The organism is Nonomuraea basaltis (assembly GCF_005893125.1).
Lineage (GTDB): Bacteria > Actinomycetota > Actinomycetes > Streptosporangiales > Streptosporangiaceae > Nonomuraea > Nonomuraea basaltis.
Map to the genome: position 1 here is coordinate 1 of NZ_VCJS01000202.1, position 23,242 is coordinate 23,242.

General features: G+C 71.2%; 28 protein-coding genes and 1 pseudogene. 13 read left to right on the forward strand and 16 right to left on the reverse strand.

Annotated elements, in window-relative coordinates; all coding sequences use genetic code 11:
* A partial coding sequence (locus EJK15_RS53140) for an MFS transporter (protein WP_138718096.1) occupies nt 1-914 on the reverse strand: 914 nt, incomplete at its 3' end.
* Between the two features lie 60 nt (nt 915-974).
* Here EJK15_RS53140 and EJK15_RS53145 point away from each other — a divergent pair.
* The 4 genes from EJK15_RS53145 to EJK15_RS53160 all read left to right on the forward strand — a co-directional run bounded on the left by EJK15_RS53145 (nt 975) and on the right by EJK15_RS53160 (nt 3,897).
* On the forward strand, nt 975-1,358 hold the full coding sequence (locus tag EJK15_RS53145; RefSeq protein ID WP_138718097.1) for a MerR family transcriptional regulator: 384 nt from the start codon (nt 975-977) through the stop codon (nt 1,356-1,358).
* Between the two features lie 234 nt (nt 1,359-1,592).
* Entirely contained in the window at nt 1,593-2,078 is a 486-nt protein-coding gene (locus EJK15_RS53150; RefSeq protein WP_138718098.1) for a hypothetical protein, read from the forward strand.
* Between the two features lie 126 nt (nt 2,079-2,204).
* The gene (locus EJK15_RS53155; RefSeq protein ID WP_138718099.1) at nt 2,205-3,047 is read left to right on the forward strand and encodes an LLM class flavin-dependent oxidoreductase; all 843 of its coding nucleotides are present in this window, start codon (nt 2,205-2,207) and stop codon (nt 3,045-3,047) included.
* A gap of 61 nt (nt 3,048-3,108) precedes the next feature.
* Nucleotides 3,109-3,897: a TetR/AcrR family transcriptional regulator gene (locus tag EJK15_RS53160; RefSeq protein WP_138718100.1), complete on the forward strand. Its 789-nt coding sequence runs from the start codon at nt 3,109-3,111 to the stop codon at nt 3,895-3,897.
* A 2-nt stretch (nt 3,898-3,899) separates the two neighbouring features.
* Here EJK15_RS53160 and EJK15_RS53165 read toward each other — a convergent pair whose 3' ends face one another.
* From EJK15_RS53165 to EJK15_RS53175, 3 genes are all read right to left on the reverse strand, one after another.
* The gene (locus EJK15_RS53165; RefSeq protein WP_138718101.1) at nt 3,900-4,241 is read right to left on the reverse strand and encodes a DUF4180 domain-containing protein; all 342 of its coding nucleotides are present in this window, start codon (nt 4,239-4,241) and stop codon (nt 3,900-3,902) included.
* Between the two features lie 124 nt (nt 4,242-4,365).
* Nucleotides 4,366-4,767, reverse strand: coding sequence for a helix-turn-helix domain-containing protein (locus EJK15_RS53170; protein ID WP_138718102.1), 402 nt, complete (start codon nt 4,765-4,767; stop codon nt 4,366-4,368).
* Between the two features lie 54 nt (nt 4,768-4,821).
* Entirely contained in the window at nt 4,822-5,970 is a 1,149-nt protein-coding gene (locus tag EJK15_RS53175; RefSeq protein WP_206061660.1) for a winged helix DNA-binding domain-containing protein, read from the reverse strand.
* A 182-nt stretch (nt 5,971-6,152) separates the two neighbouring features.
* Here EJK15_RS53175 and EJK15_RS53180 point away from each other — a divergent pair, with 182 nt between their 5' ends.
* Genes EJK15_RS53180 through EJK15_RS53195 form a run of 4 tightly spaced genes read left to right on the forward strand, consistent with a single transcriptional unit; the run spans nt 6,153 to nt 10,118 of the window.
* Complete coding sequence (locus EJK15_RS53180; protein ID WP_138718103.1) at nt 6,153-7,694, forward strand: phenylacetate--CoA ligase family protein; 1,542 nt, start codon at nt 6,153-6,155, stop codon at nt 7,692-7,694.
* Nucleotides 7,691-8,137, forward strand: coding sequence for a DUF4188 domain-containing protein (locus EJK15_RS53185; protein ID WP_138718104.1), 447 nt, complete (start codon nt 7,691-7,693; stop codon nt 8,135-8,137). The genes EJK15_RS53180 and EJK15_RS53185 overlap by 4 nt, the downstream gene beginning before the upstream one ends.
* A complete protein-coding gene (locus EJK15_RS53190) occupies nt 8,134-9,210 on the forward strand; it encodes a hypothetical protein (protein WP_138718105.1) in 1,077 nt (358 codons plus the stop codon). Before EJK15_RS53185 ends, EJK15_RS53190 begins: the two co-directional genes overlap by 4 nt.
* The gene (locus EJK15_RS53195) at nt 9,207-10,118 is read left to right on the forward strand and encodes a nitroreductase family protein (RefSeq protein WP_138718106.1); all 912 of its coding nucleotides are present in this window, start codon (nt 9,207-9,209) and stop codon (nt 10,116-10,118) included. Before EJK15_RS53190 ends, EJK15_RS53195 begins: the two co-directional genes overlap by 4 nt.
* A 67-nt stretch (nt 10,119-10,185) precedes the next feature.
* Here EJK15_RS53195 and EJK15_RS53200 read toward each other — a convergent pair whose 3' ends face one another.
* A complete protein-coding gene (locus EJK15_RS53200; protein WP_138718107.1) occupies nt 10,186-11,004 on the reverse strand; it encodes a nucleotidyltransferase domain-containing protein in 819 nt (272 codons plus the stop codon).
* A gap of 114 nt (nt 11,005-11,118) precedes the next feature.
* Here EJK15_RS53200 and EJK15_RS53205 point away from each other — a divergent pair, with 114 nt between their 5' ends.
* The 3 genes from EJK15_RS53205 to EJK15_RS53215 all read left to right on the forward strand — a co-directional run bounded on the left by EJK15_RS53205 (nt 11,119) and on the right by EJK15_RS53215 (nt 13,420).
* On the forward strand, nt 11,119-11,463 hold the full coding sequence (locus EJK15_RS53205; protein WP_240777784.1) for a YciI family protein: 345 nt from the start codon (nt 11,119-11,121) through the stop codon (nt 11,461-11,463).
* A gap of 67 nt (nt 11,464-11,530) precedes the next feature.
* The gene (locus tag EJK15_RS53210) at nt 11,531-12,781 is read left to right on the forward strand and encodes an RNA polymerase sigma factor (protein WP_240777782.1); all 1,251 of its coding nucleotides are present in this window, start codon (nt 11,531-11,533) and stop codon (nt 12,779-12,781) included.
* 156 nt (nt 12,782-12,937) lie between these two features.
* Nucleotides 12,938-13,420 (forward strand): metallophosphoesterase family protein, encoded by a 483-nt coding sequence (locus EJK15_RS53215; protein ID WP_138718109.1) that lies wholly within the window; start codon nt 12,938-12,940, stop codon nt 13,418-13,420.
* Here EJK15_RS53215 and EJK15_RS53220 read toward each other — a convergent pair.
* On the reverse strand, nt 13,413-13,652 hold the full coding sequence (locus EJK15_RS53220; RefSeq protein ID WP_138718110.1) for an ABC transporter substrate-binding protein: 240 nt from the start codon (nt 13,650-13,652) through the stop codon (nt 13,413-13,415). The genes EJK15_RS53215 and EJK15_RS53220 overlap by 8 nt on opposite strands.
* Nucleotides 13,653-13,751: 99 nt before the next feature.
* Nucleotides 13,752-14,450, reverse strand: coding sequence for a TroA family protein (locus tag EJK15_RS53225; RefSeq protein ID WP_138718111.1), 699 nt, complete (start codon nt 14,448-14,450; stop codon nt 13,752-13,754).
* Nucleotides 14,451-14,643: 193 nt separating this feature from the next.
* On the opposite strand from EJK15_RS53225, the gene EJK15_RS53230 reads away from it, so the two are divergent.
* Nucleotides 14,644-15,333: a TetR/AcrR family transcriptional regulator gene (locus EJK15_RS53230; RefSeq protein WP_138718112.1), complete on the forward strand. Its 690-nt coding sequence runs from the start codon at nt 14,644-14,646 to the stop codon at nt 15,331-15,333.
* Between the two features lie 88 nt (nt 15,334-15,421).
* On the opposite strand, the gene EJK15_RS53235 is transcribed toward EJK15_RS53230, so the two are convergent.
* Entirely contained in the window at nt 15,422-15,793 is a 372-nt protein-coding gene (locus tag EJK15_RS53235; protein ID WP_138718113.1) for a DoxX family protein, read from the reverse strand.
* 462 nt (nt 15,794-16,255) lie between these two features.
* Between EJK15_RS53235 and EJK15_RS53240 the strand changes: the two genes are divergently transcribed.
* The gene (locus tag EJK15_RS53240; protein WP_138718114.1) at nt 16,256-17,554 is read left to right on the forward strand and encodes an FAD-binding oxidoreductase; all 1,299 of its coding nucleotides are present in this window, start codon (nt 16,256-16,258) and stop codon (nt 17,552-17,554) included.
* 78 nt (nt 17,555-17,632) lie between these two features.
* Here the strand turns inward: EJK15_RS53240 and EJK15_RS53245 are convergent, their stop codons facing one another.
* The 8 genes and pseudogenes from EJK15_RS53245 to EJK15_RS53280 all read right to left on the reverse strand — a co-directional run bounded on the left by EJK15_RS53245 (nt 17,633) and on the right by EJK15_RS53280 (nt 23,020).
* Nucleotides 17,633-17,833 carry a hypothetical protein gene (locus EJK15_RS53245; protein WP_138718115.1) on the reverse strand — a complete coding sequence of 67 codons (201 nt, stop codon included), beginning with the start codon at nt 17,831-17,833 and terminating at the stop codon, nt 17,633-17,635.
* 29 nt (nt 17,834-17,862) lie between these two features.
* Nucleotides 17,863-18,588, reverse strand: a complete 726-nt coding sequence (locus tag EJK15_RS53250) for a sigma-70 family RNA polymerase sigma factor family protein (protein WP_138718116.1) — start codon at nt 18,586-18,588, stop codon at nt 17,863-17,865.
* A 253-nt stretch (nt 18,589-18,841) separates the two neighbouring features.
* Complete coding sequence (locus EJK15_RS53255; RefSeq protein WP_138718117.1) at nt 18,842-19,507, reverse strand: sigma-70 family RNA polymerase sigma factor family protein; 666 nt, start codon at nt 19,505-19,507, stop codon at nt 18,842-18,844.
* A 33-nt stretch (nt 19,508-19,540) separates the two neighbouring features.
* Entirely contained in the window at nt 19,541-20,959 is a 1,419-nt protein-coding gene (locus EJK15_RS73540; RefSeq protein ID WP_206061661.1) for a CDGSH iron-sulfur domain-containing protein, read from the reverse strand.
* Nucleotides 20,960-21,041: 82 nt separating this feature from the next.
* Nucleotides 21,042-21,650: pseudogene (locus EJK15_RS78040) on the reverse strand (ferritin-like domain-containing protein); the annotation flags it as partial.
* Nucleotides 21,550-21,789: a hypothetical protein gene (locus tag EJK15_RS53270; protein WP_138718118.1), complete on the reverse strand. Its 240-nt coding sequence runs from the start codon at nt 21,787-21,789 to the stop codon at nt 21,550-21,552. The gene EJK15_RS53270 and the pseudogene EJK15_RS78040, both read right to left, overlap by 101 nt.
* Nucleotides 21,790-21,966: 177 nt before the next feature.
* On the reverse strand, nt 21,967-22,332 hold the full coding sequence (locus tag EJK15_RS71670) for a cupin domain-containing protein (protein WP_276615527.1): 366 nt from the start codon (nt 22,330-22,332) through the stop codon (nt 21,967-21,969).
* Complete coding sequence (locus tag EJK15_RS53280; protein WP_138718120.1) at nt 22,265-23,020, reverse strand: SDR family oxidoreductase; 756 nt, start codon at nt 23,018-23,020, stop codon at nt 22,265-22,267. Before EJK15_RS53280 ends, EJK15_RS71670 begins: the two co-directional genes overlap by 68 nt.
* Between the last annotated feature and the right edge of the window lie 222 nt (nt 23,021-23,242).

Consider the following 23,242-nt stretch of genomic DNA (forward strand, 5'->3'; position numbering starts at 1 on the left):
GCCGTGAGCAGCACCCCGGCCGACCCCCCGGCCGACCCCAGAGCCGGCATCACCCCCGCCACCACGGCCAGCACCACCAGGAGCGTCGCCCGCAGGCGCCGGTCGATCACCGCCCCGACGACCCAGATGCCGGCGACCGTCCCGACGCCGAACACGAGCAGCACCACGCTCGTCCCCACGGACCCGGCCAGCTCCGCGAACGGCGCCAGGTACGTGTACATCGACTGGTGCCCCACCAGCACCAGCGCCGTCACCCCCAGGACCGTGCGGACTCCGGGGACGACCGCGACCCGCCGCAGCGGCACCCGCGCCGCGGCCGCCTCCCCGGGAAAGTCCGGCACCTTCCACAGCACCCACGCCACCAGCACGGCCGCCACGAACGCCAGCCCGCCGAAGGCCGAACGCCACCCGAAGGCCGAGGCCAGCGCCGCACCCGCCGGAATCCCCGCGCACAGCGCGACCGTGATCCCGGCGGAGACGATCGCGATGGCCCGTCCCCGCCGCTCGGCCGGCACCATGCGGGCCGCGTACCCCACGAGCATCGCCCACAGCACCCCGCCCATGACCCCGGCCAGCAGGCGCGCCCCGAACGTCACGGCGTAGGACGACGACACCGCCGTCACGCCGTTGAGCAGCGCGAACCCGGCCAGCGCCGATACCAGCACGGGCCGCCGCCGCAGCCCGCGCAGCAGCGCCGTCAGCGGGATCGCGGCCAGGAACGACGCCACGGCGTACCCTGTCACCAGGAAGCCGATCCGCCCCTCCGGCACGTTCAGCGCCTCGGCCATTCGCGGCAGCAATCCGGCGGGCAGCAGCTCCGTCATCACCGCGGTGAACGCGGCCGTGAACAACGCCAGCAACCCCGGCCATGGCATCCGCCCGGGAACCGTCCCGGCGATCGTCGCATCAGACATGGGAACATGCTGAAACCTTCACATCAATGTGAAGGCAAGCTCGCCGACGGAGGAGCGCGCATGAAGATCGGGCAGCTGTCCCAGCGCACCGGCGTCCCCACCCGGATGCTCCGCTACTACGAGGAGCAGGATCTCCTGCACCCCGACCGGGCCGGCAACGGCTACCGCGACTATCCGGAGCCGGCGGTCTACCGCGTCCAGCAGATCCGCGGCCTGCTCGATTCGGGACTCACCACGGAGATCATCCGCCGGATCATCCCGTTCCTGGACAAGCCTGACGAGATCCACCTCCACCCGGATTGCCTCACGCCGGAGCTGGCCGGCCTCCTCCGGGCCGAGGCGACCCGCATCCAGCAGCGCATCGACTGCCTGTCCCGCAACCGCGACGCCATCCACGCGTACCTGGCGGCCATCGAGACGACCCAGGCCACCGCGGACGCATGATCGTGGAAACGCTGGTGGATCATCCGCCGGATGAGACCTGATCGCACCGGAGACCGTGCGCCAGACGGCGCCAAAGCGGCCGGTCTCACGCGTACGATCGCGACCGGTGACAGCTCCGAGTTTGCTGGCCAAGGGCCCCCCGTTGGGCGAAACAGGACGTGGCGGTACACCGAGCCCACAAGATCGCTACGTATAGTGATGGCCGATGTCACTTCGTGATTACAGGGGGAGATCATGAGAAGTAGCCTCATCGCGGCCGGCGGCGCACTGTTCGCCGCTGCCGCGCTGTTCGGAAGCGCCAGCCCTGCCGCCGCCGTCAAGGGGCTCGACCACGACAACTGGGGCGACCAGTTCAGCTCCCTGAGCAACTGCGTCCTCAAGGCGAACGAAGGCTTGGTCGTCCAGTCCGTCACCAAGGAAGGGGTGTTCTCCGCCAGCAGCAACAGCAGCAGCTGCAAGGCCAGCGACGCCGGGGCCACCAGCGACACCCAGACCACCGTGGACACCGGTGCCACCGGGGACCAGGCCCTGGGGATGGACGGCTGGTACCGCCCCGATACCGCCAACCTGAACGACACCAGCACGTCCAACCTGAACGACACCAGCACGTCCAACCTGAACGACACCAGCACGTCCAACCTGAACGACACCAGCACCGCCGCCACGAGCGACGCCACCACCACTGGCCAATACGGCCCCAGTAGCCGCGTCGCCCGCTGACCACCCACCACACACCACCCGCCTGTTCCGGCATCCGGCACGCGGTCCCGGAACAGGCGGCGTTCCAGGACGGCATCGCGGCGGCCCGGCCACCGTACGAGGACCGGGACCGGATAACCTGACCCGATGCGACTCGGCGTGAACGTGCCCAACTTCGGCCCCGGCACCGACCCCGGCGTCCTGCGGCAATGGGCGCTGACGGTCGAGGGGCTCGGGTTCGACCTGCTCATGGTGTCCGACCACGTGGTGATCACCCCCGACGTCGCGGAGCAATATCCGGCTCCGTTCTACGAGCCGTTCACGACCCTGGCCTGGCTCGCCGGGGCCACGACCCGCATCGGGCTCGGCACCACGGTGCTCATCGTGCCCTACCGGCATCCGCTGCTCGTGGCCCGCATGGCGGCCAACCTCAACGATCTCAGCGGCGGGCGGCTGGTGCTCGGTGTGGGAGTCGGGTGGGCGCGGCAGGAGTTCGAGGCCCTCGGGGCGGCGTACGAGCGGCGCGGCCGGCTGACCGACGACCACCTCGCCGCCATCCGCGCGGCCTGGGCCGACGAGGGCGACTACCGCTCCGGCGGCGTGCCGATCTGGGTGGGCGGCGGCAGCGACGCGGCCCTGCGCCGGGCGGCGCGGTTCGGCCAGGCGTGGCACCCGCTCAGGAACACCGTCCCCTGGCTGCGCGAGACGTTGCCGCGGCTCAAGGCGCTCGCCACCGAGCAGGGCCGCCCCGTGCCCGCCTTCGCGCCCAGGATCCTGCTGCGGCTCACCGGGTCGCCGGTGACCAGCGCGGACCGGCGCGCCGGCGAGGGCACGATCGAGCAGGTCGTCGACGACCTCGAGCAGCTCCGGCTGCTCGGCGCGGAGACCGTCGTCCTCGACCCTTTCGCGGGCGCCCCTGAGGAAACGCTCCACCCGGAGGCGGCGTGGCAGATGCTCGCCACGGTGGCCGCCCATCGGCCGGCCGGATGAGCCGGGCGCCGCTGATACGCTTTATGCCGTAAGGAGTTTTGCCCGCAAGGAGAGTCCCGCGTTGGTCGTCTACGCAGGTCAGGGTGACGCGCGCCGTTCGATGGCGCTGCTGTGGCGCACCGAGGAGCGGGACGAGGCGCGGCCGGGGCCCAAGCCGGGCCTGAGCGTGGACGTGATCGTCGACGCCGCCATCGCGGTGGCCGACGGCGAGGGAATGGCGGCGCTGTCCATGCGCAAGGTCGGCGAGCGGCTCGGCCGCACCGGAATGGCGCTTTACACGTACGTGCCGAGCAAGGGCGAGCTGGTCGACCTCATGTACGACCGGGCCCTGGCCGAGCTGCCTTCCGACTACGACCTGAGCGGCGGCTGGCGCCCGGCCATCACCGCCTGGGCGGAGCACACGTGGGCCTTCTACCTGCGCCACCCGTGGGTGCTGCAGGTGTCGCAGGCGCGGCCGGTGCTGGGGCCGAACGAGTTCGCGTCGCTGGAGACCGTGGTCGGCATCCTGCGCCGGACGGGGCTGCCGCCGGGCCGGCTGCGTGGCGTGGTGGCGCTGCTGTTCGCCTTCGTGCGCGGGGCCGCCAGGACAGTCGCGGAGTCGCGGCAGGCTCCGTCGGAGACCGGGGTGTCGGACGAGGAGTGGTGGACGGCGCGGTCGGCCTTGCTGGAGAAGGTGGCGCCGGGGTTCGCCGCCCGCTTCCCCATGGTGGCGTGGGTGGAGTCGGAGGACGACGGGCCCAAGGAAGGCGAGCCGTACCTTGAGCACCGGGCCGGCGAGACGTTCCGGGTCGGCCTGGCGGTCCTGCTCGACGGCGTCGAGACGACCGTGCGGGGCCAGGCCACATCGTGACATCAGGACCGCGGCGCCGCCAGCTCCCCTAGATTCCGGACGAACCTGATGTGGTTACCCCGGTTCGACTCCAGCACCCAGGCCCGCAGGGCGGAACTGGCCTCGGTGAAGCGGGAGATGTCCCCGACGATCGCCAGGCCGAGCCGGTAGTTGACGAACTTCTGCGCGATCTCCCCCGCCACGCCGGTGCTGAGGGTGAAGAAGTCGTCGTGGAAGCGCTCGGCGGGCACGGCGACCCAGGTGGCGCCGCGCACGCCGGCCTCTCCGATGAGATCGAGCGCGTCGCGGTCGGAGCGCAGGAGCGGGCCGTCGGGCTCGCATACGAGGACGTTGTCATCAAGCATGGGTGGCCTCCAGGAAGTCCGTGATCTCTCGGGTTTGGCCGGGGAGCAGGTGCCCGGCCTCGGGCAGGAGTCGTACGCCGGCGTGCGGAACGGTCCGCGCCAGGCGGCGGCCGCGACGGCGCGCTCAGTCCCGCACCAGCGCGTCGACGATCCGCAGCACCTGGGCGCTCGCCTCCAGCCCGCCCAGCACGATGATCTTCAAGTGGGCGCGCTCCTCTTCGTAGAAGAACTCCACGCGCAGTCCGTGCGGCCGCCCGGCGAGGGACGCCGTGACCATCGTGCTGATCCGGTCCATCCCATCCCTGTCGATGCCGTCGATCTGCACGATGCTGGACACCTCGGCATGCCGCCGGACCTCCGGAGCACCGACCGGCAGACCGCTGAACGCCGCCAGGTCCTCCTTGGCGATCCGGTACTGCTTGCCGATCCGCACGGCGGGCAGCCGCCCATCCCGCACATAGTTGCGCACGGTCTTGACGTGCAGCCCCAGCAGGCTCGCCACCTGCTCCACGGTGTATTGCTCCATAACGCTCCCCACCATAGGGCATTTTAGGGAGCATTAGGGAACATCGGCACGGGGTCAGGCGTGCGCGCCGACCGTGACCGGGCCGATGGTCAGGCGTGGCCGCCCCTCCAGCACCTCCCCCACTCGCTCCACCTGTTCGTCCAGCTCACGCAACTGGGCGGGGGTGAGGTCGCGGAGCGGCTCCACCGTGATGTCGAGCTTGCTGCCGGAGCGCCGCTGGTGCCAGACCCCGCTCACCGTCCCGTCGACGAGCAGCACGGGGAAGTTCCCCGCCTGCCCGCCCGCCAGCGCCCGCGCCGCCGCCGCGCCCGGGTAGAGCAGCTCGCGCGGCCTCCCGGCCACCAGATAGGCGTCGAAGTACGGCAGCAGCCGCACGCCCCGGGGCGGCTCGCCCGGCACCGCCGTGTCGCCCGCGGCCACCCAGGCCCGCCGCCCCTCGAACAGCACCTCCTCCAGCTCCGCCCCCTCGAACGCCCGGGCCGCCCACGACACCGGCCCGCCGGCCCACTGGGCGAACTGCTCGGGCGTGGCGGGTCCGTACGCCGTCAGATAGCTCCTGACCAGCCGGCCGAGCCCGTCCCCCGCCCACCTCCCCACGCCGCTCGCCGGCGGCGCAGCGGGCGCGGCGGTGTAGGTGACCTTGCGGCCCCTGGCCGGTCCGAAGACGAACGCGCCCCGGTGCGCCGCCACCGCCATCGCCTGCCGCCAGCGCGGCCACATGCCCTGGAACGCGGGCATGACCAGCTCGCCGGCCCACGGCCCGGTGGCGGCGACGACCGCGTCGCTCAGCTCGTCGATCGTCATCTCGGCCCCGGCGAGCACCTCGCGGATGGCCGCCACCACCTGGCCGATCTGCTCGGGCGTCATCCGGAAGGACGGCGGGCCGGCGTGGTGCGAGGCCGGCACCGATGACATCGCGCTCACCCACATGGGCAGGTCGCGGGCGGGCAGCAGGTGCACGGTGCCGCGCGGCCCGTACGTCTTGACCAGGCTGCGCGTCTCCCACAGCGCCGCCCGCACGTGCGCGCGGGTGACGCCGTCGAGCCGCAGGCCGATGGACGCCTCGGCGGCCGACATCACCTGGGCGTGCGCGCCGCACATGGCCGCCACGACCTCCGCCGGGCCGGCGTGTCCCGTAGACGCGCCCAGCCCGGCCCGCTCCAAGCGCCTCGCGCTCACCTGCGGCCACGACAGTTCGATCACCAAGTCCTCCTCGGTCCGTACGGACACCGTAGGGGCCAATGCGGAAAGGATGGTGCCGCGTTCAGGTCCGCGACGCTCATTTGCCGGCCGCTGGACTGGCTCTGCCGCTCGCCCCCCGCTACCCGGAGGATGAAAGCGCCCGTAAAGCGATCATCAATCCGAAATCAGTATTCTCACCCGTCATGACCCGCCTCAGTCCCGCTCTCGGGCCGCTCACCCCCCGCCAACGGTGGCGCAGGGCCAGGCTCCAGGCCTATTCCTGGTCCCTGACCGGCGCCTACCGGCTGGGCGCGATGCATCCCGCCATCTGGCGGCTCGTCGCCCGGAGCTACCATCCCGCGCTGGACCGGGTGGCCGCCAGGCACGCCAGGGTGGCCTGCCAGTTCGCCGCCGTGGACGTGCCCGCGTACCGCCACTTCCTGCGGGCGAACGGCGCCGAGCACGCCAGGCGGCTGGCGGACTTCCCCGAGACCACCAAGCAGAATTACGCCGCGGTCTACGACGAGCAGAGCCGCTGCCAGGAGGGCAGGCTGCACCGGCCCGGCGTGATCGTGGACGAGTCGTCGGGGTCGAGCGGCAAGCCGTACAACTGGGTACGCGGGCCGCGCGAGCTCAAGGGCATCTACCGCAACGCCGCCGGGTACATCGAGCTGGTCTTCCCCGGCCGGCGGCGGTTCGTGATCAACGCGTACTCGATGGGCGCGTGGGCCACCGGCACCACCACGGGCACCGCCATGGCGCGCGTCGCGATGGTCAAGAACACCGGCCCCGACCTGGAGAAGATCGTCGACACGCTGGAGCACTTCGGGCCCGGCTACGACTACGTGGTGGCCGCGTACCCGCCGTTCCTCAAGCACCTTCGCGATCGCCTGGACGAGGCGGGGTTCCCATGGCGGGACTACCGGATCCGCGGCATGGTCGGCGGCGAGGGCATGACGGAGGCGCTGCGCGACTACCTGGAGGAGCGCTTCGAGGAGGTGCGCTCCGGCTACGGGGCCAGCGACCTGACCATCGGCATGGGCGCGGAGAGCGGGTTCAGCGTGTGGCTGCGCAAGCGGCTCGCCACCGACCAGCGGCTGCGCGACGAGCTGCTCGGTCCCGGCGAGCAGCGGCTACCGATGATCTTCCATTACAACCCGCTGGAGACGTTCCTGGAGGTGAACGCCGACGGCGAGCTGCTGTGCACGATCAACACCAAGAGCTGCCTGCAGCCCAAACTGCGCTACAACGTCGGCGACGAGGCCAGGCTGCACACCCTCGCCGATGTGCGGCGGGTCGTCGGCGAGGAGGAGTACGAGCACGCGTGGACCGACGAGCGGCTGAACCTGCCGCTGCTGTTCCTGTTCGGCCGCAAGGACACCACGATCTCCTATATGGGGGCGAACCTGTATCCGCAGGACGTCGAGTATGGCCTCTACCAGGGCAACCCGTACGCCGCCGCGATCAACCGATTCTGCCTGTCGCTGGAGGAACTGCCCGGGCTGGAGTACCGGCCAGTGATCCACATCGAGCTGCGCGGCGACGACGTCGACCACGAGGAGCTGGCGGCCATCTGCCGCAAGGGCGTCGTCGCCCACCTGAGCGCGGTCTCGCGAGACTTCGCCGAGTCGCTGAAGGAGGACCCGACGGCCGCGGACCTGCGGGTCAAGGTCTACGACCTGGGCGAGGGCCCGTTCGCGGGACTCACGAAAATGAAGAACGTCTACCTGGTGAAGGACGCATGAGGAGCACAGACTTCAGCAAAACGCCGCCGCAGGGGCAGGCGACGGCGATGTTCGTCGGGGCCACGCGCTACGGGGGGCCGCTGTCGATCCTCACCCTCACGCTGACGTGGTTCCGCATGGTGCGCGACATGAAGCGGATGCGCGGCTACTGCTGGCACAAGATCTACTGGGAGTTCCCGTACACCCTCGGCACGCTCGCCTTCTTCGAGGACCGCGACGCCCTGCTGCGCTTCGCCCGCAGCCGGCACCACCGCAAGCTCATGCAGTGGGTGACGGACGGCACGAAGAACGCCACCGGCGGCTACATCCGGCTCTACAACGCCGAGCCGGAGGGCTACAGCAACGGCGTCTGGCGGGCGGAGGGCGGTCCGATGGCCCACATCGAGACGTTCACGCCGCTGTCGTCGGAGGACGGCGAGGGTCCGCGGGTGGTGCGCGGGTGACCTCGCTCGAACCCGTCGAGTCCCGCCGCGACCTGCGAGATTTCCTCTCCTTCACCGGCCGCCTCTACGCCGGCGAGCCGCGTTTCGTCCCTCCGCTGCACGCGCAGGTCCGCACGTGGTTCCGGCAAGGGGTACGGATGTACGTGCTCCGGCGGCGCGGCCAGGTCGTGGCCCGGACCACGCTGCACACCGACGCCGCGCTGGACGCCACGCTGGGCGGGCCGACGCAGCTGTTCGGGCTGACGGAGTTCGCAGAGGGGACGGCCGAGGAGCTGTTCGACGGCATCTGCGCCGCCGGGCGCGCCGCAGGGCGGCAGGCCGCGTTCGGGCCGGTCTCGCTGCTGCCCAACCAGGCGGGCGGGGTCATCACCTCCGGTTTCAGCGAACGGGGCTTCATCGACAGTGCGTGGAACCATCCCTCTTACCCGGTCGCGTACGAGGCGTACGGCTTCGCCCGCCGTTTCGAGTCCGACACCTGGATCTGCCCGGTGCCGGACAAGCCGGTGTTCGACTTCGACGACGAGCGGATCGAGGCCGAGCGGCTGCGGGTGCACCGGGGCGACCGGCGGCGGATCCAGGAGCAGCTGCCGATCCTGCGGGAGATGCTGAACGCGAGCTTCGCGCAGCTCGGCTACTACACCGAGATCTCCGCCGAGCAGCTGGCGGCGCAGACGGACGGGCTGGCGTACCTGCTGGACGAGGCCCTGCTGCTGTACCTGACGAAGGCGGAGCGGCCGGTCGCGTTCGTGTTGTGCCTGCCCGACATTTCCGAATTCGTCGTGCGAATCCGGGGCGACCTGCACCTGCTGCACCAGCTCCGCCTGCTCGCCACCCGCTCCCGCTACCGCCGCGAGGCGGTGCTCATCATCAAGGGCACGGTCCCCGGCGAGCAGGGCCACGGTTACATGCGGCTGCTCTCGCGGGAACTGCACGAGGGGCTGCGCCAGGGCGGATACCACACGTTGCGCAGCACGTACGTCGAGCGCTCCAACCCCGGCTCCGCCGCCCAGTACGTCGCGATGGGCGGCCGCCCGCTGCACGGCTACACCTTCTACGCCAAGGACCTTCCGTGAACGAGCTGCGGGCGCTGGAGCCCGACTTCTGGCGCGCGCCCAGCGCCCACAACACCCAGCCGTGGACGCTCACTTACACCGATGACGAGGTCGCGATCGGCTGGGACCCGGACCGGGCGCTCCCCATCAGCGACCCCACGGGCCGCGACCTGCGCCTCAGCCTGGGGGCGTTCGCCGAGTGCTGCCTGATCGTGTGCGCGGACGCGGGCCTCCGCATCGCCTTCCGCCCCGATCCGGGGCCGCTCCGGGTGGGCTTCCTGCACGAGGCGGCGGAGCCGTACCAGACGCCCTTCACGACGGCGGACGTGCGGGCGCGCGGCACCAACCGCGGCGAGTACCACCCGGGACGGCTGCCCGACGAGGTGGCCGGCGCGCTGGCCGGGATGCGCCGAGTACCCTGCCGGGACCTGGCGGACCTGCTGCACGCCGCGGACCTGCACCAGTTCGGTGACCGTGAGGTGACGCGAGAGCTGCGCGCCTGGCTACGCCTGACCCGGCGGCACCGCCGCTACCTCCTCGACGGCCTCAGCGACCGCGCCCTGGCCCTCAGCCGGTTCGAGGCGCTCGCCCTACGCGCCTCCCTCGCCCTCTTCCCGGCCCTCCGCCCGCTGGGCCTGCCCCGAGCGCTGGCCGGCGCCTCCCGGGGGCTGCTGGATTACGACGGGGACGTGCTGGTCCTGGCCGGAGCGGCAGGGGACGAGGTGAACGCGGGCCGCGTGCTGATGCGGCACTGGCTGACGCTGTCGGGCCTCGGCTACACCACGCACCCGCTGAGCCAGATCATCGACTGCGTGCCGACCCGTGAGGTGCTGGCGGAGCGGCTGGGGGTGGACGATCCCATGTCCCTGCTGCACGTGGCCCGCGTCGGCCGCCCGAAAGCGCCTGCCGCGCCGTCGGCCAGGGTATGAACGGTTCTTCATACCGGCCATTCTGAGGTTCTGCTCATGCCGTGCGCCGGCATGGCCGCGTTGGCGCTCATGAGCCGCAGGCGGCCCGGACCTCCGCGATGAGCTGCGCCGCGTCGTCGACGGTGCGGGCGATCTCCTCCGGTGTCCGGCCCACCGCCGCGAGCAGTGCCTGGGCGCGCTCGCCGAAGCCGCTCGGCGCCGACGGCAAGCGATCCGCCGACGCCACCATGCCCTTCTCGTTGATCAGCCAGGCTCCGTCGGCCGCGTGCAGTGCCTGGCAAGCGACGCCGATCGCGCGGAACAGCGCCCCGGCCGCGTATGCCGGGTCGCTCCCCGCTGCCCCGTACCGGGCGATCATCACGTCGAAGCCGGACTCCCACAGCCCTCTGATCAGCGCCGCGCGCAGTGCCGGCGGATACCCCGCGACCTCCTCCCGCAGCGCGGCGACCTCTCCGCCGGGGTCGGCGAGCACCCGGCACAGGGCAACCTCGCCCACGTACGCATGGGAGTAGAAGCCCAGCGGATGCCCTGCTTGGACGCCGATCTCGTAGCGGCCTTCCCGGCAGTCCCGCCAGATCCGGTGGACGCGGTCGAGGTCACGGTAGATCCAGTCGACCCGCCACCCGTCCACGGTCAGCCAGCCCCCGCCGTCCACCCACGGGCCCCAGCCGCCCGGCTCGGTCACCTCGGTGGGCTCGCCCGTCACGTCCAGCGCGAGCGCCCGCAACTCGTCCACGTCCGGCCGGCCCCGGTAGTAGAGGCCGAGGTCGATGTCCGAGTCGGGCCGGTGGGTGCCCCGGGCCCGGCTGCCGCCCAGCACCACGGCCACCACACCCGGGACCTCGGCGAGCCGGGTGGCGATCTCGTGAAGATCCTTCTCCTGCACGGATCCGAGCCTAGAACAGGCTGTCGATCAGGCGGCAGCAACGCACGGACTCGGGCACCTGCTCGGCTGAGTCGCCGGCCATCCCGTCCACCTAAGATGTGCCGGGTGAAGTACATGCTGATGATCTACACCAACCCAGAGTCGCAGCAGGCGATCGCCGACCGCGCCGACGAGGTGATGGCCGAGGTCGACGCGCTGATGAAGGAGCTCGGCGAGAGCGGCGAGCTGGTCGGCGGGCAGGCGCTGGACGGCCCCGGCGGGGCCAGGACCGTGAAGGTGCGCAACGGCGTGCCGGCGATCACCGACGGGCCGTTCGTGGAGGCCAAGGAGTTCCTCGCGGGCTACCTGATCGTCGAGTGCGCCAGTGTCGAGCGGGCCACGGAGATCGCGGCTCGGTGGCCGGACGCGCGGCTGTGCGCGATGGAGGTGCGGCCGATCATCGACGAGGTGGAGGCATGAGCGACGCCGCGGGTTCTCAGGGTGCTCAGGTGCGGGACGCCGGGGCACAGGCGTGAGGAACGGCGGGGTGCCGGTGCGAGGCGCGGGCGAGATCGAAGGGCTGCTGCGCGAGCTGGCGCCGCAGGTGCTGGGCGCGCTCGTACGCCGTTACGAGCAGTTCGACACCTGCGAGGACGCCGTGCAGGAGGCGCTGCTGGACGCGGCCGTGCAGTGGCCGGAGCAGGGGCTGCCGGACAACCCGCGGGCATGGCTGATCACGGTCGCATCGCGCCGGGTCATCGACCACTTCCGCAGCGAGCACGCACGCCGGCGCAGGGAGGAGAGCGTCGCGGTCAGCGTGCCGTCCGACGAGTTCACAGCCCCGGCACCCGGCGACGAGCGGCCCGGCGATCAGGACGACACGCTCACCCTGCTCTTCCTGTGCTGCCACCCGTCACTGTCGCAGGCCTCGCAGCTCGCGCTCACGCTGCGGGCCGTGGGCGGGCTGACGACGGCGCAGATCGCCGGCGCGTTCCTGGTGCCGGAGGCGACGATGGCGCAGCGCATCAGCCGGGCCAAGCAGCGCATCAAGGCCGCAGGCGCGCCGTTCGCGATGCCGCCGGAGGCGGAGCGGGCCGAGCGGCTGCGCGTGGTGCTGCACGTGCTCTACCTGATCTTCAACGAGGGGTACACCGCCACCTCCGGGCCCGAGCTGCACCGCACCGAGCTGACGGGTGAGGCGATCAGGCTCGCCAGGGCCCTGCACCGGCCGCTGCCCGGCGACGGGGAGGTGGCCGGGCTGCTGGCGCTCATGCTGCTCACCGAGGCGCGGCGGCCGGCGCGCACGGAGCCGGACGGGCGGCTGATCCCGCTCGCCGAGCAGGACCGGAGCCTGTGGGACAGGCGGCTCATCGACGAGGGCGTCGAGCTGGTCACCAAGGCCCTGTCGACGACCGCGCTCGGCCCGTACCAGCTGCAGGCGGCCATCGCGGCCGTGCACGACGAGGCGGCGACGGCCGCGGAGACCGACTGGCCGCAGATCCTCGCCCTGTACGGCGTGCTGTCCGGCGTGGACGACGACAACCCGGTCGTCAAGCTCAACCACGCGGTCGCCGTGGCCATGGTGCGCGGCCCGAGGGCCGGGCTCGACCTGCTCGAACGCCTGGCCGCCGACGAGCGGATGGCGGGGCATCACCGGCTGGCCTCGGTACGCGCGCACCTGCTGGAGATGGCGGGCGACGTGCCGGCGGCGGTCGCCGGATATCGCGAGGCGGCCCGGCTGACGATGAGCCTGCCGGAGCGGCAGTACCTCGAAGACCGAGCGGCCCGCCTGTCGTGACGCCGCCGTCCAGCCCGACCCCGCCCGGTCGCCTGACCGGCGGTCGGCGAACCTGGCAGCGGGAAGCGGGCCCGCGGTGGTCGGCGGGCCTGGCAGGCCGGGGCGGACATGGGGGCCGACGGGCCTGGTCGGGCGTGGAGTGGGCATGACCTCGGCATGAACGTGGTCGCGTTGTCCGACACCCACGCGCCCAGGCGCTGGCGCTCGTGCCCGCCCAAGGTCGCCGAACACCTGCGCGACGCGGACGTCATCCTGCACGCCGGAGACGTCTGCGTCGCGTCGCTGATCGACGAGCTGGCCGCGTACGCGCCGGTTCACGTGGTGAAGGGCAACAACGACGGCCCCGACGTGGTGGCGCCGGAGACGCTGGAGCTGACCCTGGACGGGCTGCGGATCGGCATGATCCACGACAGCGGCCCCGCCAAGGGCCGCCTGGCCCGGATGCGGCGCCGGTTCCCGCAGGCGGATCTGGTGGTGTTCGGCCACTCGCACATCCCGCTCGACGAGTCGGGCGACGACCTGCGGATCTTCAACCCGGGCTCCCCCACTGACCGCCGCCGCCAGCCGCACGGCACGCTCGGCGTGCTCACCATCGAGCACGGCGTCCTGACCCGGGCCGAGATCGTGCCGGTCACTTGACCAGGTCGTCGCGCGCCTTCTCGAGATTGGTCTTGAGCTCCTCCGTGACCTTGGCGTACCCGAGGTAGCTGTAGCGCTCGGCCGCGTGCCACGGGTACAGCTGTCCCGCCTTGACCGCGGGCAGCTTGGCCCAGGTCGGCTTCCTGGCCATCTCCTCGATCTTCATGGACTGGGTGCGCGCGTCCACGAGGATCACGTCGGCCTGGTACTTGTCGGCGTTCTCCCAGCTCACGACCTCTCAGAAGCCGCCCTCACTCTCCGTCGGCTCGGGCGGGTAGACGATGTTCAGGCCGAGCTCGCCCCAGTACTTGATGTCGGGGTGGTCGGGCAGCTACGCGACGTACAGGGCGTCGGGCGCACCGGTGACGACCATGATCTTCAGGTCGGGCTTGGCGGCGGCGAGGGTCTTGAGCGCGGCGGCGGCCGCGTCGAAGCGGTTCTTGGCCTCCACCACGGGGGCGGCGTTCGGGTCCGCGCCGAGCGCGGCGGCGAGCTCGCCGTACTTCTCGATGATCTCCACCAGGGGCTTGCCGCTCAGCTGTACGCCCACCGTCGGCGCGACCTGGTCGACGGTCTGGACGGACTCCGGGGGGACGTACCAGAGACTGTCCTTCTGGTACATGCCCGCCACCAGCAGGTCAGGCTGGAGCGAGGCGTACTTCTCGACGTTGAACTCCCCCCAGACGTTCCCGATCGACTCCACCTTGGTGACGTCGACCTCGCCCACCTCCGGGTCGCGGCCGCCGTCCTTCAGCTTGTGCGGGCCGAACACCGCGATGGGCCGCACGCCGAAGTCCCACAGCGCGGCCGCCGCTCCCGACTGGGCGACGACGCGCTGCGGCCGCTGCGGGAGGGAGATGTTCTTGCCCCGGTCGTCGGTCCAGGTCCAGGGGCCCTGTTCCGCGGAGGACGCCGTGGCCGAGGTGGCCGGTGCGGCGGCGGGCGGCGAGGCCGTGCCGCCACAGGCGCTGAGGCCGAGCACAACGCCGACGCCGACGCCGACAAGGGTACGTCGCGGGACAGTAGCCATGAATTCTCCTCGCTGCGCAGGCTTTGCCCTTATGGACGGCATATTAGATTAGCCTTACCTAACTCGTAAGCCGCGCAAGGAAACGGCCACGAACGCGCAGAGGACCCGCAGGCGAGTAGACCGCACCGGCCACCGGGCACGGCCCTGCATCGAGGTAATCGGAGGTTAGCCTCCGATTTGTTATACTCGGGTCATGGACGCGGCTCAGCACACACCGATCACCGGCCGGGCGCTGCGCGCCGACGCCCAGCGGAACCGCCAGCGGATCGTGGAGGCGGCCCGCGCCGTCTTCGCCGAACAGGGTCTGGACGCGCCTCTCGAGGACATCGCCGACCGCGCCGGGGTGGGCATCGCCACGTTGTACCGGCGCTTCCCCACCCGTGAGGAGCTGGTCATGGCGGCCTTCGAGGCCAAGCTCCTGGAGCACGCGACAGCCGCCGAAGAGGCGCTGGAGTCCTCTGACCCCTGGATCGGCTTCTGTCGTTACGTCGAGCGGATCTGCGAGATGCAGGCGGCCGACCGGGGCTTCACCGATGTGATCATCATGGCGCTGTCGGCGTCGGAAGAGGCGAAGCGGCTGCGGGATCGGGCTTATCGCTCCACCGTCGAGCTGATCCGGCGAGCTCAGGAAGCCGGGGCGCTCCGCGAGGACTTCGTCCCTGAGGACATCCCCCTGCTGCTCATGGCCAACGCCGGCGTGGTGAGCGCGAGCCGTGACGCCGCACCGCATGCCTGGCGACGGCTTGTCGCCTACATGCTGGAAGCGTTCGGGGCCGACCGCTCCGGTCCGCTGCCCGCGGCGCCGACGCCCGCCCAGACATACCGGGCGATGATCAGCAACGCCTCCGCCAAGGGAGTCTGCTCGGTCCAGGCCAAGGGCTGACACCACGCCTCGCACCGCGGGCCGAGCCCCGCGGGCTTCACCTCAGCGCACGACACGCGAGCTCAGGGCCCTCCGGGCAGGGGCGGCGTCAGAAGGAGTACGGGCCGAACCGGCCCCAGGCCACGACGGCGGCCACGACGAACAGGATCGCGTTGAAGGCGATCGCGCTCGGCTCCTTGCGCCGAGCATGGACGAAGGCGGCCAGCACCATGACCACCGCGAGTCCGGTTGCGGCGAGAGGGGTGAGCACGGTAGCGATGCCCGTGACGGCCGGCAGGATCAGCCCGAGCGCCGCCGCCAGCTCCGCCGCGCCGATGAATCTCACCGTGCCCGCCGAGAAGTCCTCTACCCACGGAAGGCTTTTGACCAGCTTCTCTTTGGGCTGGGTGGACTTCATGACGCCGGCCATGCCGAACATCGCGGCCAGCAGCGCCTGCAAGACCCACAGGAAGACGTTCATTTCGGGCTCCCATGACGATAAGCACCCCCGGAGAGTCGAGGGTTGCCTCAGGTTCCAGGATCGTAGCAGATAATCGGAGGCGATCCTCCGATTGGTGACCTGGATGGCATACCGCCCCTGACCCCGGAGCAACTGCGCCAGGCGATGATCCGGCTGGGCGGAGCCGGCGCCTGCGCCGGCTGATGCGCGGGGAAGGCGATGGCGATCGGTGGGTGGCTCGGCAGTCGCCGGCGCCCTGGCAAGAGGGTGACGGCCGCCCTGCTCGACCGGCGGTATGCGGACCGAGGTCTCTACAACCCGGGACGTAGCCGAGATGGCGACGGCTGGCGGATTCCTGTCGGTGGCGGTTGGCAAGATCCTTGAGTTGTTCCGGACTTAAGGGCGCCGGTAAGGCGACGAGAGCGAAGCCGTAAGCGCCCTCCCGCACAGTGGTCGCAGATCACCGCAGAGAAGGGCAGACAGATGAGCCAGCCGTACACCACCACCATCCAGGACGAGATCACGCTTCCGGGCTTCGCCGGCGCCGTGCACCTGCCGGGCGAGAGCGGATACGACGAGCTGCGCCGCTCCCTGAATCCCTCGGTCGACGCCCGCCCGGCGCTGGTGGCCGAGGCGTACGGGGTGGCGGACGTGCGGGCGGCGCTGCTGGCGGCGCGGGCGCACGGGGTGCCGTTCGCGGTGCAGGCGACCGGCCACGGCACGCACGCCGCGTGCGACGGCGGCGTGCTGGTCAAGACGTCCCCGATGGCGTCGGTGCTGGTGGACCCCGTCCGCCGGATCGCGCGGGTGGGACCTGGGGCCCGGTGGGCAGAGGTGCTGGCCGCCGCCGCCCCGTTCGGCCTGGCGCCGCTGTCGGGCTCGGCGCCCTCGGTCGGCGTCACCGGCTACACGCTGGGCGGCGGGCTCGGCTGGCTGGCGCGCAAGCACGGGTTCGCCGCCGACAGCGTGGTCCGGGCCGAGGTGCTGCTGGCCGACGGCAGGCACGTCACGGCGAGCGCGGGCAGCCATCCGGAGCTGTTCTGGGCGCTGCGCGGGGGCGGCGGCGGGTTCGGCGTGGTCACGTCACTGGAGTTCCGGCTGCACCCGGTCTCGCGGGTGTACGCCGGGTTCGCGTACTTCCCGATCGAGGCGGCGGCCGGGACGCTGGAGGCGTACCGGAAGTGGATCGATGACGCCCCCGATGAGATCAGCACCGCGATCGTGCTCAAGCGGATGCCCGCCGACGCGCCCGCGCCCCTCGGCGGCAGGCACGTGATGATGCTGAAGGTCCTGCACACCGGGGAGGCGGCGGAGGGCAGGCGGCTGCTGGCGCCGCTGTGGCGGGCGGCGGGCCCGGCGCTGCTGGACGAGACCCGCCAGACGACGTACGCGGACGCGTCGATGGGCGGCACGCCGAACCGGCACATGGACATGTTCGACACGGTCACCGGCGAGGTCGCCGACATCCTGGTGCGGGCGGCCGGGCAGGCGCAGACGGTGGAGATCCGGCACTGGGGCGGCGCGATCGGCCGTCCGGGCCCGGACGCCGGTCCGGTCAGCCACCGGAGCACCAAGCTGTCGGTCATCGTGGACACTCCGGTGCCCGGCCTGGCCCAGGCGCTGCGCCCGTACGCCAACGGCGGTACGTTCCTCAACTTCCTGTCCGACCCGAGTCGTACGACGGCCGCCTACACGGCGACGGACTACGGGCGGCTGCGAAACGTCAAGCGGGCCTACGATCCGGAGGGGTTCTTCCGCATCGGCCACGTCGTCCCGGCGTGACCGCGGTCACGAGCGGGGCCTGCGGGGGCGGCCCGCTCGCAGGGGATCATCGCGGACGCCGGCCGCTTCCCCTGATGCTCATCCGAGACCGAGGACGCGGGAGGGCTCCGGGGGCGGGGGCCCTTCGGCCGGCGAGCTGAGCCGGCTGCCAGACAGCTCGCCGGACAGGGTCGCGGCGTCCACTGGAGCCACGGACCGGTGCGGAGGGTGCAGGCTCAGGGGGGCGAGGCTGATGGTGGCGGGGATGCCCTGGCGGGTCGGTACGCCTTTCAGCGGCACGCGAGGAGCCTGTGGTGAGGGGACGCTGGTCATGGGCGGTGCCAGCGCCGCAGCTTGTCGGGGTTCAGCACAATCCACACTGCGGTGACCTCCGCTCCGGCGACGCTCACGCCGACCACCGCCACGGCCTGGCCCGCCCGGCGCAGCACCAGACCCGTCCGGCCGTTCACGGACGCGACAGCGACATCGGTGCCGGGTTGGCCGGTCAGCAAAGTCGTAACGAACCGGGCGACCGCGTCCGCGCCGTAGGTCGGGCGCACGGCGGCGCGCAGTTTGCCGCCACCATCGCTCACGACTATCGCGTCTGCGGCCAGGACCGCCTGCAGCGCCGCCGTGTCCCCCGTGTCACAGGCCGCGGCGAACCGGCGCGCGACACGATCGTGTCTGGCCAGCATCGCTTGGTTCGACCCGGCCTGACGGTGTGCCCGGCCGGTGACGGGCTCGGGCCGGCGTGCCGGAGTGCCGGTGGCGGGCGCGGCAACCGTGGCCGCCGGCGGTGCGCCGACAGGTGCGTGAATCGGGGCGGCAGCGGCGAGCAACTCCAGGCAGATGCCTCCGGCGACCCACGTCAGCCAGGCGCGCGGCACCGCGATCCGGGCGCGTTCCTCATCGTCGAGGGCGTACCAGCGGCGGTAGGTCTCTTGCACGATCCGGTCAGCCGTGATTTCCGAGCCGAACATCCACAAGGCGATCTCGAGCAGGTGCTGCCGTTCATCGAGCATCTCCGCCAGCGTCCCGGCGCTCTCCTCCGTCATACCCTGCCGCCCTGGCAGCCGGGAGAGTACGCCTGCGAGCGGCGAAGCTTCTCCTGTTTCCAAGCCGCGAAAGGTTCGGCTTGGCCGCCGGTCAACGGGGGCGTCCACACGATGTCCTCTGTTCTGTCGGTGTCGGAAGTTAAGACCAGATAGCCGGTCCTGTTGTGACGCCCTCAGGGCGATCACGAGACGCGGCCGTCTTGGGCACTCCGATGCGGCGGCCCAGGCTCTGATGGTCTGCCTCGCTGCCGACCTACTGAAGGGCGGATCCGCGCCGGTCTCGACCGGTTTGGGAAGCCATACCGTCCTCGCCCCTGTCAGGTGTGTGGCGCCCCCTTGAGCGTGACCGTGCGAACGCGTCGAGTTTGGCCGGATTGACGATCCACATGAGGTGATGGATGCCCTGCGGCGAAGCCTCGATGGTGAGAAGCGTGACACCGGTGCGGCCGCGGGGGACGAGCACGCCGGCACGCCCGTTCACTTCGACCCACGTGAAGTCGGCGCCCGGCCAGAACCGTGGCGCGAACGCGGCGATGAATCTCACCACACGGGTGCTGCCCATCAGGGGGAACCGCGCTGCCCCTCTGAGGCCGCCGCCGTCGGAGGAGCTGACGACGTCCGCGGCGAAGAGGTCTTCGAGGGCGGCGACGTTTCCCGTTTGGGCGGCGGCGAGGGAAACCGCCAGAAGACGTCGGTGCTCGATCTTGTCGATGGGCTCGCGTCGTACGGCGGTCAGGTGCTTGCGGGCGCGGCTCACGAGCTGGCGGACGTTGACCGGGGTGAGCTGGAGGATGTCCTCGGCTTCTGCCGCGCTGCCGAGCATCCGATAGGTGATGCCGAACAGGCGCGGGCGCAGCTCGACGAAGGCGGAAGCGGCCTGTTCGAGTGCGCTTGCCTGTTCCAGGGATTCTGCATGCATGTCGACCCGCGCCTTCGCTGCGTTGGCGGCAATTTATCCACCTCGATGAGCAGTCGGCCAGCGGCCTTCGTCGCCGGCCGACGCTCCGTCACACGGTCGGGCGGGGGGTAAGCTTCCTTTGCTCGTGGTGAGTCGGCGGCCGGCGGACGCGCCGCCTGCCTGCTCCGCACGGACGGAGGGAGCCGGCGAGCCCTGCCGATGCTCGCCTTGCCGGGCCGGCCCTTCCTCGCGGAAGCCGATCTCTCGGTGGGTCCCGTCGCACAGCGGTTTGTTGCCGGAATGGCCGCAGCGGCACAGCGTCATCCTGTTGCGGGGCTCCAGCGGCCGGCCGTCCGCCCGCAGGACTGGCACTCCGCCGGTGACCCACAGTGCGCTGGCCAGTCCGTCCTCTTCCTCCAGGACCGAGATGGCCTGCGGGAGGTCGGGCTCGATGGTGTCACCGCCGCGTTCGAGGGCGTAGCTGTAGGAACCTGAGGGGCAGTGGTCGATGCGGCCCATGACGCCGGAGCGCACGTCGCTGTCGCCGGTGTCGGCGAGCATCGCGGCGATCGGCGTGGTGCGGCCGAGGCAGAAGGCGGCATGGATGCACAGCTCCCCCACCCGTTGGGCCGAGATGCCGACGCCGTCGTGCACGTGCTGCAGTTCCTTGTACGGCCGCTCGCCCGCGGTCTCCGTGCCGTCGAACCCGATCACGGCGTGGGTCCTGTCGCAGAACGGCTTGGCGCCCGAGTGACCGCAGCGGCACAGCGCGTAGGTGTCCTCGGTTTCCAGGGGCTCGCCGGTCTTCCAGGTCAGCGCGTTGTTCTCCGCGGATACGATCTTGCGTTTGCGTCTGAGCGGGACTCCGCCGTACACGATGTACGGGCCGTCGCGCAGGACGACGATCCGCTGCTGGTCGCCGACGCTCCACCGGCGCAGTCCGGGTGGGACATATTCGAAGGTAGGGCCGGCCGTCGTGTTCTCTTCGTCGGGCATCTGCATCAGGGCCTGCGCTTGGGCCTTGAGCGCGTACATGGTGCCGGTGGCGACCGCGAGCAGCTTCGGACTGCCGTTGAACGCCTGCTCCAGCAGATGCAGGACGGCGCAGTAGGTGTGGTTGAACTCTTCCTGGGCGGTGCGGATGGCGCTGCCTGGAGCGTGGTCGGCCAGTCGCGGGTTGCGCCTCATCGGACGTACGCCGGCCAGGTCCACGGAGATCGCCTCGCCGGTGGGCCCGGACTGCGGGGTGTCGCCGCGCCGGTAGCGCCGGCCGACCTTGAGCTCCTGGAAGCGGTAGTAGTGCGCGACTTCGTCCCGTTCGGGGTGGAAGACGTCCTGGTCGCCGTCCCAGACCTCGCCACGGGCGGTGCCTTCGCCCTGCTCGACGATCTCCTCCAGCGCCGCCAGCGCGGAGTCCAATCCGTCGACGGCGATCAGTCGCCCGGCGGTGTGCCGGAAGTGGCCGGCGTTCACCTGGCGCGCCGGATCGCCGGATCGCCGGATCGCCGGAGAAGACCTCCCGCTCGCCGAGCCGGTCGCACAGGTGGCGCAGGCCTTGTTCGATCGCGCCGTAGAACTGCCCGATCGTCTCGTAGCCGTCGCCCTCCGCCGGAGCGCCGGGCGGCGCCGGCTGCTCGATCCGCAGGAACATCTCCAGCGCTTCCGCGCCGAAGGGCACCAGCGACAACTCCAGGGAGCGATCGCCGTGCGGCAGGGGCCGGGGATGCGGCGGCAGCATCCGCGGCGTGTCCAGCCGCGGGCGGCCGCCGACAGCGTTGAGCAGATTCGCGGCCAGCGCCAGGTGCAGCATCTCCTCGGCGAAGACGCTGCCCACCACCTCGACGGCTTCCGGGTTGCGCTCCGGGTCGAGCGAGTACAGCGCGCACAGGTACGGCGGCAAGGTCGCGTGTTCCAGTTCGATCGCCCATTGCAGGTGCTCGCGAAGGCTTTCGAGCGTGTCGATCCGCGCCGTCGAACCAGGAGCCGCAGGCCCCCTTCGTGTCGTGCCTCGGACGCCGGAAAGGGCGTATTCCACCGCCGCCAGATGGGCCCGGCCGGGTGATTCAGGCATTGCGCCCGCCGTGATCGCCCGGCCGGGAGTCGTCCTCCAGCACCTCGACCGCGTCGAGCAGACCCCGCAGGCCGATTTCCTCGCGCTCGACATCCGTCGGATCGAACAGCCATTCGGTGACCGGCAGGTCGATCTCCTCCTCCGGATGGCTCGCCTCGGCGTGGGTCAGTTCGACCTCGACCTCGACCTTGAGCTCGTACAGGAAGTCGTTGTCGCCGTTCGGAGCGCTCATCTTTCCTCCATGCGTGGCTTGAGTGGATGTCCGGCAGACCGGCTGACCGCGTGGATCAGCCGCACGGCGATCCGGCCGGAGGCGAACAGGTGGGTGAAGCGCTCACCCTGGTGAGCGGCCAGCGCGTAGGCGGGTTCGGCCCGGTGGCGGGTCTCGATGACCGCGCCGCATCCGCGCTCAGGCCGGGCGCGGGGCGCGACGGTCTTTGCGCTGGGCGAGCTCGTCCTCGTCCACCAGGGTGAACATCGGCTTGCCGGGTTCGCACAACATCGTGACGGTGAATCGAAGCGGGATGTCGTCGCGGTTGTTGCCGTCCTGGTAATGGATGACGTCGCCGCCCGCCTCCCAGAACGCCTCGCCTGCGCGTACGACCCGCTCCGGCTCGCCTTCCAGCTCCAGCAGCATCTCGCCTTCCAGCACGAAGCCGAACGCGGGCCCGGAGCGCCGGTGGGTGATGGGCTCGGGCGAGCACGCTCTACCTCCCGGCCGCGTTCCGGCCGGGCCAGTCGCGGTAGCGGATCTGGCCCAGGGTGGCGCCGTCACCTGGCACCAGCGTCCGCTCGCCCAGCTCGCTTCCGAAGTAGCGCGCGTGCGCATCGGTGACCACCTCGCGCGGGTCGCCCCAGCTGGCCAGCGCGTCGCGGAAGAACTCGTCCATCCGGAACTGCTCGGGTCCGGCGATCTCGACGCGGCCGTTCAACGGCGAGCCCACCGAGACCCTGCCGACCGCCTGCGCGACCTCATCGCCGGCGATGGGCTGGAAGAGCACGGGCGCCACGTGCACCTTGCCCTCCACCGTGGCCTCGTCGGCGATGCCCCGGACGAACTCGAAGAACTGCGTCGCGTGCACGATCGAGAACGGGATCGACGACTTCTCGATCAGCTGCTCTTGGGCGATCTTCGCCCGGAAGTAGCCGTTCTCAGGCATCCGCTCCGTTCCCACGACCGACAGCGCGACGTGGTGCCCGACGCCTGCCTCCGCCTCCGCGGCGAGCAGATTGCGGGTGGAGGTCTCGAAGAACTCCAGCACGGCGGCGGCCTCGAAGGACGGCGAGTTCGACACGTCGATCACCACCTGCGCGCCGGCCAGCGCCTCGGCCAGCCCTTCACCGGTGAGGGTGTTGACGCCGGTGTTCGGCGACGCCGCCACGGCCTCGTGACCGTGCTCGCCCAGCTTCGTCACGAGCTTCGACCCGATCAGGCCGGTCCCGCCGACTACCACGATCTTCATGACGAACCCTTTCTGTCCGCCGGGGCACCTGTTGCCAACCGGTCGCCAGCTAAGACCGGGCAGCCTCCGGACTTGTGACAGCTTCCGCTGAATTCCTGACCCGAAAATTCGACCTTCACGTGGGCAGGCGGCAGCGAACCCCGAGCGGCAATGAGCGATGATGCTTCGCGGTGAGTTGTGTCAGGTCGGCTCGGGCTCGATGAGGACGGCCTTGCCGTTGCG

Bases quoted from the DNA above. Each gene is read 5' to 3' on its own strand.
- EJK15_RS53145 (WP_138718097.1), top strand. From the start codon at position 975: ATGAAGATCGGGCAGCTGTCCCAGCGCACCGGCGTCCCCACCCGGATG.
- EJK15_RS53150 (WP_138718098.1), top strand. From the start codon at position 1,593: ATGAGAAGTAGCCTCATCGCGGCCGGCGGCGCACTGTTCGCCGCTGCC.
- EJK15_RS53155 (WP_138718099.1), top strand. From the start codon at position 2,205: ATGCGACTCGGCGTGAACGTGCCCAACTTCGGCCCCGGCACCGACCCC.
- EJK15_RS53165 (WP_138718101.1), bottom strand. From the start codon at position 4,241: ATGCTTGATGACAACGTCCTCGTATGCGAGCCCGACGGCCCGCTCCTG.
- EJK15_RS53170 (WP_138718102.1), bottom strand. From the start codon at position 4,767: ATGGAGCAATACACCGTGGAGCAGGTGGCGAGCCTGCTGGGGCTGCAC.
- EJK15_RS53180 (WP_138718103.1), top strand. From the start codon at position 6,153: ATGACCCGCCTCAGTCCCGCTCTCGGGCCGCTCACCCCCCGCCAACGG.
- EJK15_RS53185 (WP_138718104.1), top strand. From the start codon at position 7,691: ATGAGGAGCACAGACTTCAGCAAAACGCCGCCGCAGGGGCAGGCGACG.
- EJK15_RS53205 (WP_240777784.1), top strand. From the start codon at position 11,119: ATGCTGATGATCTACACCAACCCAGAGTCGCAGCAGGCGATCGCCGAC.
- EJK15_RS53215 (WP_138718109.1), top strand. From the start codon at position 12,938: ATGAACGTGGTCGCGTTGTCCGACACCCACGCGCCCAGGCGCTGGCGC.
- EJK15_RS53225 (WP_138718111.1), bottom strand. From the start codon at position 14,450: ATGGCTACTGTCCCGCGACGTACCCTTGTCGGCGTCGGCGTCGGCGTT.
- EJK15_RS53230 (WP_138718112.1), top strand. From the start codon at position 14,644: ATGGACGCGGCTCAGCACACACCGATCACCGGCCGGGCGCTGCGCGCC.
- EJK15_RS53235 (WP_138718113.1), bottom strand. From the start codon at position 15,793: ATGAACGTCTTCCTGTGGGTCTTGCAGGCGCTGCTGGCCGCGATGTTC.
- EJK15_RS53240 (WP_138718114.1), top strand. From the start codon at position 16,256: ATGAGCCAGCCGTACACCACCACCATCCAGGACGAGATCACGCTTCCG.
- EJK15_RS53250 (WP_138718116.1), bottom strand. From the start codon at position 18,588: ATGACGGAGGAGAGCGCCGGGACGCTGGCGGAGATGCTCGATGAACGG.
- EJK15_RS53255 (WP_138718117.1), bottom strand. From the start codon at position 19,507: ATGCATGCAGAATCCCTGGAACAGGCAAGCGCACTCGAACAGGCCGCT.
- EJK15_RS53270 (WP_138718118.1), bottom strand. From the start codon at position 21,789: ATGAGCGCTCCGAACGGCGACAACGACTTCCTGTACGAGCTCAAGGTC.
- EJK15_RS53280 (WP_138718120.1), bottom strand. From the start codon at position 23,020: ATGAAGATCGTGGTAGTCGGCGGGACCGGCCTGATCGGGTCGAAGCTC.